Raw genomic sequence first — 13,962 nt, forward strand, 5'->3', positions numbered from 1 at the left:
GCGGGTGGTCTGCCTTCGCGACTACCAGAGTCAGAACCTGATGATCGACGCACGAGAACGTCTGCGCATCCTCGACTATCAGGATGCCCTTCTGGCACCCGCAGAACTCGATCTGGCCGCCTTGTTACACGACTCCTACATCGAGATCGATGCGTCCACACGACGGGAACTGCTCGACCTCTACGCCGAAGAACGCGGTTGCCCGCCAACTCGCGAGGCACTGGCGCTCCTGATCGTGCAGCGAAAATGCAAGGACTTCGGACGCTATCGCCTGGTGACCGAGAAAAAAGGCGATGCTCGCTACGCGCCCTTCATCCAGCGCGCACGCGACTCAGTACTGGAATCCCTTCCGCAGCTACCCTCGGCACTCCAGCACTTCGTACCGGTTTTCGAAAACGCGCTTCAGGATCGTCCAGCGTGAAGGCGATGCTCCTGGCCGCCGGACTCGGCACGCGCATGCTGCCGCTCTCGGACGGAATTGCGAAACCGGCCCTGCCGGTGCTCGACGTGCCCGTCGTGCTTCGCATGGTCCGGCGTCTCGCGATCCAGGGCGTGACCGAAGTGGCGATCAATGTCCACGCTTTCTCCGAAACGCTGCGAGAGGCCCTTGCGGAAGCTCCGATTCCGGTTTCGCTATTCGCCGAGCCGGAACTCCGGGGCAGCGGTGGCGGAATACAGGGAGCCCGCAGCTTCCTGGGCGGGAGCGATCCCTTCCTCATCCTGAACGCGGACATGTGTCTGGATATCGAACTATCGGATCTGTTGCGGAGCCACCATCAATCCGGAGCCCTGGCGACGCTGGCGTTGCGTGACGATCCCCGCAAGCAAGAATTTGGCACGATCGGCTACGATGCGGAAGGAAGCGTGCGCCGGATCACCACACTCGTCGATCGAGGTGGCGAGAAGGCATGTGGACTGTTCATCGGGGTGCAGGTCATGGAAAACCAGATCTTCGATCGGATGCCGGATCGCGCGGTGTTTCAACTCATGCAGGACGTCTACCTGCCGGCACTCGAAGACGGCGAACTTCTGCACGTTTGGGAGCAACCCCTTTCCGCCACATGGTGGCCGGTCGGTTCTCCCAGGGAACTGCTCGACGCGAACCTCCTGGCGCTCGAGCAATGCCCGGAGCACGAGCGCATCGCTCCCGATGCCCGGATCGAAGGCGAACTGCGCGGTCCAGTGTGGGTCGGCGCCGGTGCGAGCATTGCAACCGGTGCGACAGTCGGACCGCATGCGGTGATCGGCCGCGGTACCCGGGTCGCCGAGAATGCGCGCGTCGAAACCAGCCTCAGCTTGCCCAATAGCCGGATCGGAGCGGAATCCACGCTGGTGCGTTGCGTCGCACACGACGATCGAGTGTGGCGTGATGCTTGAGGTCACTTTCATCGGTACGGGTGATGCGTTCGGCAGCGGTGGACGCCGGCACACGGCGATCCTGTTGCGCGATGGAAACCGTACACTGCTCCTGGACTGTGGTCCGACCACGTTGCTCGGATTGCGCGAACTGGGCATCGACCCGCGCGAGATCGATGCGATCGTACTCAGTCACTATCACGGCGATCACATAGGCGGCGTTCCTTTCATGCTCCTGGATTTCGAGTTCGCCGATGAGCGAACCAAGCCTCTCCAGGTGATCGGCCCGAAGGGCGTCCGGGAGCGGATCGCCCGAATTGGCGATGCAATGTGTTTCGAGGGCGAGCGGAAGCGCCCTTATGAACTCAGCTTCGAGGAGTATCGCGCAGGGGTGTCACTGGAAATCGAGGGTTTCCGTCTCATCCCCATGCCGGCACATCACCAGCCGGTGACCGAACCGCATATGCTGCGGGTGGAGAGCGAACACCGCTCCGTTTGCTTCAGCGGGGATACCGGCTGGCATGAAGAACTCCCCGAGAAAGTGGGAGATGTAGACCTCTTCATCAGCGAATGCGTCAACTTCGACCCGAACTACGAGTTCCACCTGAGCCATCGCGAACTCGATCTGGCCCGTGAGCGATTTCGCTGCAGCTCCATGGTGTTGACCCACCTGGGTCAAGAGATGCTCGAAAACATGGACCGAGTGCGCTTCGACATCGCCCACGACGGCCTGATCCTCAAGGTCTAGCGCAAGACCCCGGTCAGGCTGCCCAGACACACCTCGCGCTGCGCGCCCGTAGCCGACGGGATGTTCGACACGCGGCCGCGGGCATAGCACCAGCCCAGTAGCGCGAAACAGATCGCCTCGAGGGCATCACTCTGGAGGCCGTAATCGTCGGTGGTTTCGACTGGGGCATCTCCCAGCCGCGAGCGCAGACCGTCCATCAGTGCGGAGTTGTGTACGCCACCTCCGTAGACCAGCCAACGGTCCGCCTCGGCGGGTAGAAAGCTCTCAGCTGCCCGGGCGACGCTCTCGACGGTCAACCAGGCAAGCGTCGCGCACACATCGTCGGGCTCTCCGCCCTGCTCGACCACGGCGTCGCGCGCGCGTTCGAAAAAGGCCGCTCCGAAGTGTTCGTGACCGGTACTCTTGGGCGGCCCGACGCCGAAGTACTCGTCCTGGAGCATCTGTGCGCCGACTGCGCTGAACACCTTGCCGCGCGCACAGCGGCCCCCCCCTACGTCGTAGCGCTCCGCGCCTTCCGAGGCCCAGCGCACCGCGCGATCGATCAACGCGTTGCCGGGACCCGGGTCGAACGCGATCAGCGATGCCGCGTCCTGACCGTCCAGATAACTCAGATTCGTAAAACCGCCGATATTCAGCACACAACGGCGTTCCCCGGCCGCCGCAAGACACGCGTGGTGCAGGAAGGGCGTCAACGGAGCGCCCTGGCCGCCGGCCGCGAGGTCAGCGCTGCGAAAGTCCGCCACCACCGGAATACGAGTGAGTTCGTGGATCACCGCGGCTGAACCGATTTGCAGTGTGCCGTGCACCTCTGGAAAGTGCCCCACAGTCTGGCCGTGCGAGCCGATCCCTTCGATCGATTCGAGCTCTACACCCGCTGAGCGCGCGACGAGGAGCGCTGCGTGGGCGAAGCGCTCGCCAAGTTCCACATCGAGCGCAACCAGGTCGCGCAGCGCAACACGTTCGAGGCAAGCCTCGTGAATGCGCCTGCGCAGCTCTTCTTCGAGCGGTAGGGACTCAAACGCCAGTACTTCGGGCGCACGTGCGGACGCGCCGCCGATACGCACCAGCACGGCATCGACCGCGTCTGCGGAAGTGCCGGACATCAGTCCGATCCAGAGCACACTGCTCTCCCTACCCAGTCATGAGACTTGGGTAGCCGGACCGGGGCCCGGTTTCAACCGGATCGGCGATCCCGCTCAGGCGGGGGTCAGGAGTTTCCGGAAGGTATCGGGCTCATTGCTGGCACAGAACACGCGCAGCATGCTGCGCACTCCGGTGCTCAGCTCCATGAAACGCAGGCCCATGCCGGACGGCGGGGCGTTGCGCCCATCGTAGTCCCGCTGCCAGCGAACCTCGGCAATCGAGCTGAAGCGGCGCTGCGAGATTCCCGGCATGTGCAGGACCAGCCGGACGCGAGTTCCGGCTGGGCGGGGGTTCATGCAGTTGATGAAAACGCCTGTCTCCGAGAGATTTCCGGCGTATCCCATGAAAAAGGGCTTGTCGCCGCTGGCGCGTACGCACTCCACTCGAATCGGATTGCGCAAGTCGCGGCGCGGCGCGGGGGGGCCATTTGGGTTCATGAACGGACAGTTCGGCCGATCGCGCCCGGATCTTGACAGGCGGGCCTTTGGCTGAATTGACAGCCATATCAGCGGACGGGTAACGTCCGGCCCCGATGAGTGATCGAGCCGACGAAAGATCAAGAGTTCTGGGGGGTTTAGTCTGCCTCGCTGCCCTGGTAGCAGGCGCGCTATTCCTATACGGGGTGCTCAGCGGAGCCTATTGGGCCCTGGCGATTCCAGTGACGATCGGGACGATCTTCGTGATCGGCCTGGTCGCGTGGATCGGCTGGACCATCGCGACGGTGCAGGTCGAAGCCCAGGGCGAGCCTCTTGGCCAGAGCGGAGGCCCCTCGGCCCCCACGCGCGTAGAGCCCGCCACGAACGAGGCGTCCAAGGGACAGGCCTGATCAGGTGCGCATCGCTCTTCTAACCTATCGCGGAAATATGTTCTGCGGCGGCCAGGGTATCTACGCGGCCTATCTGGCCAAGGGCCTGCACGAACTGGGTCACGAGGTCCACGTGATTTCCGGCCCCCCGCTGCCCGAACTCCACCCGGAAATCCCCCTCCACGTGATTCCCAACGAAAATTTTTTCGCCCTGCCCATGGAAGAAGCGCTGCCGAAGGACAATCCCTTCCGAGCCCTGCTGCCGATCAACCTCTGGGAACTGGGCACGACGCGCTTCGGCGTTTTTCCCGAGATGACCGCCTTCGGACTGCGGCTGATGCTGCGCTGGCGAGAACTGCAGCGCAGGCACCAGTTCGACGTGGTGCTCGACAACCAGTCCCTGTGCTGGGGCTTGCTGGGCTTGCGTGCGATGGGCGTACCGGTGGCGGGAATGGTGCACCACCCACTGCACATCGACCGTCTGGCCGATTTCGAGATCGACGCGCGTTTTCGGCGCAAGTGGAAGCGCACGCTCTACTTCCCGATGATGATGCAGGAGTTCGTCGTTCCGCGACTCGATCGCATCCTCACGGTCTCCCACGCGTCCGCGCGCGAGATCGAACGACACTTCGGCGTTCCGCAAAAAGATGTGTCAGTCGTCTACAACGGAACCGACGCGGAGATCTTCCACCCGCAGGACCGCGAGATCGAAACCGACCTGATCTTTGTCGGACGCACCGAGGATCGCAAGAAGGGCATCCCCTACCTGTTGGACGCGCTCGCGCAGACTCACGAACAGATCACGCTGAAGATCGTCGACGGACGCATTCCAGAAGACGGACTCGTGCCCCGTAAGATCAAGGAACTCGGGCTGGAGAAGCGCGTCCAGATCGTCGATCGGATGCTCACGGTCGAAGAGTTGGTCGCCGAGTATTCCACGGCGCGCATCGCCCTGGTTCCGTCGTTCTTTGAAGGCTTCGGCTTCCCCGCCTCCGAAGCCATGGCCTGCGGATTGCCGGTCATCGCAACCGCGGGCGGCGCGCTTCCCGAAGTGGTCGGCACCGACGACGAGACGGGCCGAGTCGTGCCTTTCCGCGATTCCATGGCCCTGGCCGGCGCGATCACCGATCTGGTGACTCTGCCGCGCGACCAACTGGCCGCCATGGGCCGCGCCGCGCGCAAGCGCGTTCTCGAAGTCTTCAGCTGGCACGATGCAGCCAGGCACACCGCAGAGGTTCTGGAAGACGTAGTCGATGCTCACCGTCGATCTTGATCACCTCGGACTCGAGTCAGGAGACTGGTTGCTCGATGCGGGCTGCGGCGGTGGCCGTCACTGCTTCGGCGCACTCGACCGCGGTGCGCGCGTCGCGGGACTCGACCTCGACGTAGACTCCCTGAAGCTCGCCCGCGCCGGCATCAACGATCGACGCGAGGGTGGCGAAGAAAAGATCTCTGCAGGCGTTCTGCGCGGCGACGTGTTTCACCTGCCCTTCCCAGACGCCGCATTCGATCGCGTGATCTGCTCCGAAGTCATGGAACACGTTCACGACTTCCCGGCCGCAATTCGCGAACTGGTTCGGGTCATGCGACCCGGTGGAAGAATCGGGATCACGATTCCGACCGCCACCAGCGAGTGGTTCTACCTGATGCTCACACGCGACTATTTCGAAAGCCCGGGGGGCCATATCCGCGTGTTCAAACCGCGCGACCTCGCACAAGCCATGTCGCGGGCCGGCCTGCGCGTTGACGATGTGAGCTTCGCCCATTCCCTGCACACGCCGTACTGGGTGATCCGATCCCTGATGGGACTGGATGACGAAACCCCTGGCCCGACACGCGCTTATCGGCGTTTCCTCATCCGGGCAACCAACTCCGCGATGTGGTCGAGAATCGAGCGCCTTCTCGACTGGGTCTGGCCGAAGAGCTTGATCCTGTACGGAACTCGGGTCGCCAGCGGGATCTCCTGATGCGCATCGCATTCCTGTGCTACCGCGGAAACATGCAGAGTGGTGGCCAGGGCATCTATCTGCACGCACTCACGCGGAGACTCGCCCAGATGGGCCACGAGATCGACGTCTTCGTGGGCCCGCCCTACCCCGACCCAATGCCTTGGGCCAATGAGTTTCGCATCGAGAATCAGATGTTCTGGGGAAGTCGCTTCAAGAGCGGACCGGGGGCCTTCCTGCCGCAACCCGACCCACTTCGCATCTTCCACCCGTTGAACTTCTTCGAGTACGCGGTCAGCCGATTCGGCTTCCTGCCCGAACCGTTCGCGTTCAGCGTGCGCGCGGCGCGCCAGGTACTCGCGCGCATCCGCGAAGGCGTGCGCTATGAACTGGTCCACGACGTACAATCCGTGGGTTATGGACTGCTCGGTCTGCAGGCGATCGGGCTGCCCGTCGTCACGATGATTCATCATCCGCTCAGCGTCGATCGCCGCTCCAGCCTGCAGCGAGACCGGACATTCGAAGAGTTCAAAGGCAGCCTTACGTTTTATCCGGTGCGAACGCAGGCCCGGGTCGCGCGTCGCCTTGCCGGAGTCCTGACCTCGAGTGAGGTATCGGCCGACGCAATCGAAAACGACTTCGGCGTTTCAAGGGCTCGCATCCACAACGTGCACAACGGCGTCGACCTGCCCGATCCGGGCGTACCCCGCACCCGACCCGAAGCTCCCCAGTTGCTCTTCATCGGGCGCTGCGGGGATCCGAACAAGGGTCTGGAGTACTTGATCTCTGCGCTCGCACTCCTGCCTCCAGAGGTATCTCTGCGAGTACTCGACGCGTTCCCGGAAAACACACCGATGGAAAACCAGATCGACGATCTGCATCTGCGCGAGCGGATTCACTTCGAAGGAAAACTTCCACGCAAAGAACTCGAAGCAGTGTTTCGCGAATCGGCCATCACCGTCCTGCCTTCGCTGTTTGAGGGTTTTGGCCTGCCCGCCATCGAGGCCCTGGCGGCCGGCACACCGGTGGTCGCAACACGCGCAGGAGCGTTACCCGAAGTAATCCACGCAGCGGGTGCGGGAGTGCTGGTCGAACCGGCCGATGCTGCGGACCTGGCCAAAGGAATCGCCGGCGTGCTGGAACGCTGGGAAGACGCGCAACGGGAAGTCCTGGACGCTCGCCCTCGACTCGAAGAACGCTTCGGCTGGGCACAGGTCGGTTTTCGCACCGAGAAGGTCTACGAGCAGGTACTGCGCGAATTCCACGACACGCCGCAGCCTCCGATCGACGCAAACGCCGAGGCCGCATGAGAGTCGTCGACCTGGACAGGGACATGTCCGATGTGATTCCGACCGGCACTTCGCGCGACGCAGAGTTCCTGTTCGAGCGCATGACTCGGGAAACGCTCGCCGCCGTTCGCGCGCGGGGCGCGGTCCAGATCGTGGACTCGGCGGCCGGACTCGGACAGGACGACCGCGCTCTTGCAAGCGAAGGGGCCTGGGCGATCTGCGCAGAGCCGTCGCGCCGAATGACGGAACTCGGCCGACTGATCGAAGCGAAGGAAAACGTAGATCTGAAAGGAAGCGTGCACTGGGTGCGCGCCTGGTCAGAGCATCTCCCCTTCCGCGACGACAGCCTGGACGCGGCGTATTGCAAAGGAGCACTCGATCACTTCGACAATCCCGACGCCTGCATCCGCGAGATGGCGCGCGTCACGAAACCGGACGGCCGGGTCGTACTGGCCGTGGCGAACTTCGGCTCCCTGGGTTGCAGGGTGCAGAAGTTCTTCGACCGTTTCCCCGAGCGACTTCCAGGCGGTCGCCGACCGTATCACGTTCCCTCGGATCATTTCACACGCTACGACCTGCGCCTCCTGCGCCGGCAGATCGAAGAGCACATCGAGATCGAAGAATGGCTCGGGATCTCTTTACTCTGGGGCGTTCAGCCCTGGGCGAACCTGCTCGGGCGCCTTTCCGAGAACGGTGCCCGACGCCTGCTCGAATGGGGCGACCGGATTGCGAGGCGCTTCCCCCGGCTGTCCGACGTGCTCATCGTCTCCGGCAGACCTACGAGTCGTTGAGGTTGTGATGGACGAGTTTGCGGTACAGCGTACTGCGACCAATTCCCAGTAGTTGCGCTGCGCGTTTCACGTCACCGTCAACGCGCTTCAGGGCGTCGATCAAACAGCGTTGCTCGTAGGCTTCGAGTGACAACTCGATCCCCTCGGGAGGCGTGGCACTCGGCGCGCTGTGATCGCCCAGGCCCAGGTCCGCACGAAGCAACCAGGGACCGCGGGCGAGTGCGAGCGCTGCCTCGAGGCAGTTCTCGAGTTCGCGAATGTTTCCCGGCCAGGAATTGTCGACCAACGCCTGAAGTGCATCCGGTTCGATGCCTTTGACGGGAGAATCCTTGGGAGCTCGGGACAAGAAGAGCTTGACCAGCTCCGGGATATCTTCTGGACGCTCGCGCAGCGGTGGCACCTCGATCGATACGACCCGCAACCGGTAGAACAGATCCGAGCGAAATCCACCTCGGCGCACTTCCTCGGCCAGATCGCGATTCGTCGCCGCGATCAGGCGCACGTCGACAGGAATGGATTCAGTGGCGCCCAACGGACGGACTTCGCGCTCCTGGATCACGCGCAAGAGCCGGGCTTGAAGCGAGACGGGGAGTTCCCCGATTTCGTCGAGAAAGAGCGTCCCGCCATTGGCGCTGCGAAACAAGCCCTCCGACGCACGAACCGCACCGGTAAAAGCACCGCGCTCGTAACCGAAGAGTTCCGACTCGATGATGCCTTCCGGCAAGGCACCGCAATCGACGGGCACGAACGGTCCATCCCCTCTGGGCGAAGTCGAGTGCAGAGCGCGCGCGGTCAGTTCCTTGCCCGTCCCGCTCTCGGCCTGGATGAGCACATTGCTTTCATTCGAAGACAGGTCGCGAATCATGTCGACCACGCGCTTCATGGGCTGGGAACGCGCGATGATGCCCTCCAGCGCCGCACGCCGGTCGAGTTCACCCTCGAGTTCGCGATTGCGTATGCGTAGACCGCGAAACTCACGCGCACGCTGGAGAGTCTGAAGTACCCGATGCTGGTCACCGAATGGCTTTTCCAGGTAGTCGAAGGCTCCCGCACGCATGCATGCAACTACGGAATCCACACTCGCATGTCCCGTGATCACGACGATCTCGGCCTGCGGGCAGCTTCCTCGGATCTCGGAAATGAGCTCGAGACCGGAGGCCTCACCCAGTTTGAGATCGAGCAGAACGACTTCGGGATCCCGACGGAGTTGCTTGCGCACGCTTGCGGCGTCCGGTGCCTCCAGAACTTCGTATCCGCCGCCTTCGACCTGTCGGCGCAGACTGCGAACCAGGCGAGGTTCGTCGTCTGCGACCAACACGCGCGGTCGCGCTGAAGAGCGGCGCCGCGAAGCGACTGGATTCTCGTCCGACATCGCCCGCGTGATCGGAGCGTTCTCACCACGGCTTGAGCGAACGCACTGGCTCGCCTACACTTCCGCCGCTCCTTGGGGGGAGATTGAGTGGTTCGAGCGTCTGTACTCGTTGTTGATGACGATGCGCTGTATCGAAAAGCGTTGACCCGGTATCTGGAAGGCGAAGGCCTTGCGGTTACGGCGGTTGGCGATCCTGCGACCGGACTCGAGAAACTCAAGCAGCGCCCCTACGACCTCGTCTTGACCGACCTGAAGATGCCAGGAGTGAACGGAGTTGAGTTCGTGCGCCAGGTGCGGGCAGCCGACCCGGAAGCCGTATGCATCGTAATCACGGGTTTCGGTTCTCCTGAGCATTCGATCGAAGCTCAGGAAGCGGGCGCATTCTGGTTCATTGCAAAAGACTACGACCAGATCGCCTGCCTTGGCCCCATGCTCGAAAACGCGCTCGAGTTCCGCCGACTGCGAACTTCGAACCGCCAGCTCCAGCGCCAGCTCGAGGTGCGCTTCGGCTTCGAGAACATCGTGGGCGAAAGCGACGCGCTGCGCGAAACACTCGACATCGTGCAGAAGGTTGCAGACACCGACGCCACCGTCCTGATCCTGGGGCCGAGCGGAGCGGGCAAAGAACTCGTGGCGCGCGCACTCCACTTCAACAGCTCGCGCTCGGAAAAACCGTTCGTCGCGGTCAACTGCGGCGCGATCCCCGAAGAACTGCTGGAGAGTGAACTCTTTGGGCACGTCCGGGGGGCCTTCACGGGGGCTCTGCGCGATCGCATCGGACGCTTCAGCGCGGCGAACGGCGGCACGCTTTTCCTGGACGAAATCGGCGATATGAGCCCCGTGCTGCAAACGAAGCTCTTGCGAGTGATCCAGGAGCGCGAATTCGAGCCCGTGGGCACCTCGAAACCCGAACGCGTGGATGTGCGAATCGTCGCCGCGACCAATCAAGACCTGCCGCTATTGATCCAGGAGAAGCGCTTCCGCGAAGACCTGTACTTCCGCTTGAGCGTCGTGCCTGTGAACGTGCCCTCGTTGCGGGAACGCCGCGATGACATCCCGTTGCTGATCGAGCATTTCCTGGCCCTGCAACGCCGGGACTACCCCGAGCTCAAGGGCGTCACGACGTCCGCCATCAAGCACATGATCGAGTACGACTGGCCGGGCAATGTGCGCGAACTACAGGCCATGGTTGAACGCATGAGCATCCTGAAGCGCAGCGGCTGGATCGACGAGGAGGATCTACCGACCGAGATCCTCGGCCACTCGAGTAGTCTTCCGAGTGTCGCACTGCCCGAAGACGGCATCGATTTCGACAAGGTAGTCGGTGCAGTCGAAGCCGATCTGATCACGCAGGCGCTGAATGCGACGGGCTGGAACAAGAACCGTGCGGCGAACCTGCTGAACCTGAAGCGCACGACACTCGTCGAGAAGATCCGCTCCAAGGGTCTCCAGCCTCCCGAATAACTGTCTAGCAGATCGGATTCGGATCCCGGATCGGTAACGAACCGGAACCCGATGACGCTTTGGTAACCCCGATTGGTACCCGACCGTCAATCGATCGACGGCTGCGATCGCAGCCTCGAATCCCGATGCAGATCGCCACCGCTGCGTTTCCGCTTGGGCTCGCCCGCCTCTTTCGGCAGATCTGCGTGCGCATGCGTGTTCACCTTCGAACCAGCGCGAGCCCACACGCTTGCGGCATTCGAATTGCACATTAGCCGCGTGAGAGTGCGAGCTACGAATGGATTCGGGAGGTTGGCATGGAAGCTATGCTTCGGGACGCACATGAAAAGCACGGCAAGATCCCGCAGGAGGTCAAGGAAACGATCGTGTTGGAGCACACTGCTCTGATCCGGTACATCGTGAACCGGATCGCCGTAAGGCTGCCATCGCATATCGATCTAGACGACCTGCAGAGCACGGGCGTCATCGGATTGATGGATGCGATCGACAAGTACAATCCGGACAAGAACTGCAAGTTCAAGACGTACGCAGAGTTCCGCATCAAGGGTGCGATCCTCGACCAGTTGCGTTCGCTCGACTGGGTTCCCCGCTCCATCCGGCAGAAGTCTCGAAGACTCGAGCAGGCGTATCAGGAAATAGAGCAGCGCGTCGGTCGCGCAGCCACCGAGAGCGAAGTCGCATCTTCGCTCGGCCTCGACCTCGAGGAGTTCCACTTCCTGGTGAACCAGGTACGCGGTGTCTCCATGGTCAATCTGGACGAACTGCGCTCCGGCGGAGACTCCGATCAGCCCTTGCACGGCGACATCTTTGAGGACGTAAAATCCGAAAACCCGTTCTCATCGCTGAAGTTGCGCGAGCGACGCGAAGCGGTCGCGGAATGCATCGGCATTCTCCCGGAAAAGGAACGCCTGGTGATCTCGCTCTACTACTACGAAGACCTCAATATGAAGGAAATCGGCGGCGTGCTCGGCATCACCGAATCACGTGTCTGCCAGATCCACACGAAGGCCGTTGCTCGCCTTCGCTCCAAGCTTCGAGGTCTTCTCCAGAGCTGAATCCGGCCCCAGCAACACGCAGAAATCTCTGTAAAACCAGCGGATTTGGCGCTAGCGTCGAGGAATGCTAAAGAAGTTCGAGGAACGTCCCGATTCCTCCATGCAAGCGCCGGCGAGTCTGCGGGTGCGTACTACGGAGAGGAGAGCGGGCATGGCCCATGATCCAAAGGATCGCGTGATTGAACCCGACCTGACGGCCGAGGATCTCTACTCCCCCGAATACCTTCGAGATTGCGCGGACGGCGACGCTCGTCAGGAGCGCCTCGAAGAACTCAAGCGACGCATCGAACTCGGTGCATATCGAGCGGATCCGGATTCGATCGCAGAGAGCCTGCTCTCAAAGGGCGATCTGGAGTCGAATTCCTAGTTCTATTTGATCCCGACCAGTACGGCCGTCGCGTTGTCTGACCCACCGCGGGCGTTCGCTTCGCTGATCAGCGACCGAGCGGCTGCGTCCAGATCATCCGCTCGGGAGACCAGCGTGTCGCAGATGTCTTCGTCTGTCAGCTGGCCGTTGATTCCGTCCGAACACAGCAGGACCACGTCGCCACATTGCACGCGCATCGATGCGATGTCTGGCTCGACCCGCAGGCGCACGCCCAGCGCGCGCGTGATCACGTGACGTTGCGGATGGGTCGCCACCTGTTCAGGCGATAGCTGGCCCTGCGCTTCGAGTTCGCCCACCACGGAGTGATCCAGGGTCAGCGGACGCAGACTTCCACTGCGCAGTAGATAGATGCGGCTATCGCCCACGTGCGCGAGCGTCAACTGGTTCTCGACGACCCAGATCGCAACCAACGTGGTCGCCATACCCCGAAGATCGGGCTCACGCTCGGCGGCATCGTGAAGAGCGGCGTTCGCGCAAAGCGCTCCGTAGCGCATGGCGTCCGGCCGAGAAATACCGTCGGCGAGAAGCAAGCTGCTGACGAATGCGGCAGTGGCGGTGCTGGATGCGCGGCGGCCGGCGACATGTCCGCCAAGTCCGTCGGCAACGACGAATAGACCGCGGTCCGCACGGATGGCAAACGCGTCCTCATTGACCCGGCGACGTCGTCCGACGTCCGTACACGCCGCATATCTCAGAGACATGAGGCGAAAATCTCCCGCTTCCACATACTCTGGGAATCGGTCTTTCTCAGCCCACCTTGACGGGACTCCGCCCCACCCCCGAAGGATTTGATATCGTCTCTTATGCGCATTCGTCGGCAGAGAGTTCAACCACTCACGCAAGAATACCGATAGAGACCGGAAGTAACGCCAGTTATGGCTTTTGGTTTCTGTGCTTGGAGGTTCAGGCGGAATGCCCAAGACCCTGCTTCTAGCCGACGACAGTGTCACGATCCAGAAGGTCGTCGGGATCACGTTCGCAAATGAAGACGTGGAACTGGTGACCGTGGACAACGGCGCGGATGCCCTGGTTCGAGCGATGGAATTGAAGCCCGATCTGATCATGGCCGACATCGCGATGCCCGGGATGGGCGGATACGAGCTATGCGCGGCCATCCGACGGGATCCGGAACTCGCGGGCATCCCACTCTTATTGCTAACGGGAACCTTCGAGACATATGACGAAGAGAAGGCCCGGGCGGTCGGAGCGAGTGGCCACATCGCCAAACCCTTTGAGGCGCAGGCGTTGATCGGCCAGTTCTACGCTCTGACGGACCAGGAGCGGACTCGTGTCGTCGACCCTCACAGCCTGACCGCAATACCGCAGCCCGAAGCTCTGGCCGCGACCGCAATACCGCAGCCCGAAGCTCTGGCCGCGACCGCAATACCGCAGCCCGAAGCTCTGGCCGCGACCGCAATACCGCAGCCCGAAGCTCTGGCCGCGACCGCGATACCGCAGCCCGAAGCTCCGACCGTGACCGCGATACCGCAGCCCGAAGCTCTGGCCGCGACCGCAATACCGCAGCCCGAAGCTCTGGCCGCGACCGCGATACCGCAGCCCGAAGCTCCTGCCACGACCGCGATACCGCAGCCCGAAGCTCCTGCC

The 13,962-nt window shown here is 62.5% G+C and carries 16 protein-coding genes; 12 read left to right on the forward strand and 4 right to left on the reverse strand.

Translation table 11 applies throughout. The features are described 5' to 3' along the window. The 3 genes from GY725_16980 to GY725_16990 all read left to right on the forward strand — a co-directional run. Positions 1-421 (forward strand): phosphotransferase (locus tag GY725_16980; protein MCP4005886.1); only part of this gene is annotated, 421 nt, incomplete at its 5' end. Next, on the forward strand, positions 418-1,377 hold the full coding sequence (locus GY725_16985) for an NDP-sugar synthase (protein ID MCP4005887.1): 960 nt from the start codon (positions 418-420) through the stop codon (positions 1,375-1,377). The genes GY725_16980 and GY725_16985, both read left to right, overlap by 4 nt. Next, on the forward strand, positions 1,370-2,104 hold the full coding sequence (locus GY725_16990; protein MCP4005888.1) for an MBL fold metallo-hydrolase: 735 nt from the start codon (positions 1,370-1,372) through the stop codon (positions 2,102-2,104). Before GY725_16985 ends, GY725_16990 begins: the two co-directional genes overlap by 8 nt. Here GY725_16990 and GY725_16995 read toward each other — a convergent pair. Beyond that, a complete protein-coding gene (locus GY725_16995) occupies positions 2,101-3,225 on the reverse strand; it encodes an anhydro-N-acetylmuramic acid kinase (GenBank protein MCP4005889.1) in 1,125 nt (374 codons plus the stop codon). The genes GY725_16990 and GY725_16995 overlap by 4 nt on opposite strands. Before the next feature lie 75 nt (positions 3,226-3,300). Then, positions 3,301-3,684, reverse strand: a complete 384-nt coding sequence (locus tag GY725_17000; GenBank protein ID MCP4005890.1) for a hypothetical protein — start codon at positions 3,682-3,684, stop codon at positions 3,301-3,303. 95 nt (positions 3,685-3,779) lie between these two features. Here GY725_17000 and GY725_17005 point away from each other — a divergent pair, with 95 nt between their 5' ends. Genes GY725_17005 through GY725_17025 form a run of 5 tightly spaced genes read left to right on the forward strand, consistent with a single transcriptional unit; the run spans position 3,780 to position 8,078 of the window. After that, on the forward strand, positions 3,780-4,073 hold the full coding sequence (locus tag GY725_17005) for a hypothetical protein (protein ID MCP4005891.1): 294 nt from the start codon (positions 3,780-3,782) through the stop codon (positions 4,071-4,073). 4 nt (positions 4,074-4,077) lie between these two features. Next, a complete protein-coding gene (locus GY725_17010; GenBank protein ID MCP4005892.1) occupies positions 4,078-5,325 on the forward strand; it encodes a glycosyltransferase family 4 protein in 1,248 nt (415 codons plus the stop codon). After that, a complete protein-coding gene (locus GY725_17015; GenBank protein ID MCP4005893.1) occupies positions 5,306-6,019 on the forward strand; it encodes a class I SAM-dependent methyltransferase in 714 nt (237 codons plus the stop codon). The genes GY725_17010 and GY725_17015 overlap by 20 nt, the downstream gene beginning before the upstream one ends. Next, positions 6,019-7,308 carry a glycosyltransferase family 4 protein gene (locus tag GY725_17020; GenBank protein MCP4005894.1) on the forward strand — a complete coding sequence of 430 codons (1,290 nt, stop codon included), beginning with the start codon at positions 6,019-6,021 and terminating at the stop codon, positions 7,306-7,308. Before GY725_17015 ends, GY725_17020 begins: the two co-directional genes overlap by 1 nt. Next, complete coding sequence (locus GY725_17025; GenBank protein MCP4005895.1) at positions 7,305-8,078, forward strand: class I SAM-dependent methyltransferase; 774 nt, start codon at positions 7,305-7,307, stop codon at positions 8,076-8,078. Before GY725_17020 ends, GY725_17025 begins: the two co-directional genes overlap by 4 nt. On the opposite strand, the gene GY725_17030 is transcribed toward GY725_17025, so the two are convergent. Continuing rightward, entirely contained in the window at positions 8,065-9,450 is a 1,386-nt protein-coding gene (locus GY725_17030; GenBank protein ID MCP4005896.1) for a sigma-54-dependent Fis family transcriptional regulator, read from the reverse strand. The genes GY725_17025 and GY725_17030 overlap by 14 nt on opposite strands. 87 nt (positions 9,451-9,537) lie before the next feature. Here GY725_17030 and GY725_17035 point away from each other — a divergent pair, with 87 nt between their 5' ends. The 3 genes from GY725_17035 to GY725_17045 all read left to right on the forward strand — a co-directional run bounded on the left by GY725_17035 (position 9,538) and on the right by GY725_17045 (position 12,336). Beyond that, entirely contained in the window at positions 9,538-10,914 is a 1,377-nt protein-coding gene (locus GY725_17035; protein ID MCP4005897.1) for a sigma-54-dependent Fis family transcriptional regulator, read from the forward strand. A 305-nt stretch (positions 10,915-11,219) separates the two neighbouring features. Then, positions 11,220-11,969, forward strand: coding sequence for a FliA/WhiG family RNA polymerase sigma factor (locus tag GY725_17040; protein MCP4005898.1), 750 nt, complete (start codon positions 11,220-11,222; stop codon positions 11,967-11,969). A 151-nt stretch (positions 11,970-12,120) separates the two neighbouring features. Continuing rightward, positions 12,121-12,336 (forward strand): flagellar biosynthesis anti-sigma factor FlgM, encoded by a 216-nt coding sequence (locus tag GY725_17045; protein ID MCP4005899.1) that lies wholly within the window; start codon positions 12,121-12,123, stop codon positions 12,334-12,336. A 2-nt stretch (positions 12,337-12,338) separates the two neighbouring features. Here the strand turns inward: GY725_17045 and GY725_17050 are convergent, their stop codons facing one another. Further along, the gene (locus GY725_17050; GenBank protein MCP4005900.1) at positions 12,339-13,058 is read right to left on the reverse strand and encodes a serine/threonine-protein phosphatase; all 720 of its coding nucleotides are present in this window, start codon (positions 13,056-13,058) and stop codon (positions 12,339-12,341) included. Positions 13,059-13,269: 211 nt separating this feature from the next. On the opposite strand from GY725_17050, the gene GY725_17055 reads away from it, so the two are divergent. Next, positions 13,270-13,962: response regulator (locus GY725_17055; protein MCP4005901.1), on the forward strand; the 693-nt coding region annotated here is incomplete at its 3' end.

Source organism: bacterium, assembly GCA_024226335.1.
Lineage (GTDB): Bacteria > Myxococcota_A > UBA9160 > SZUA-336 > SZUA-336 > JAAELY01.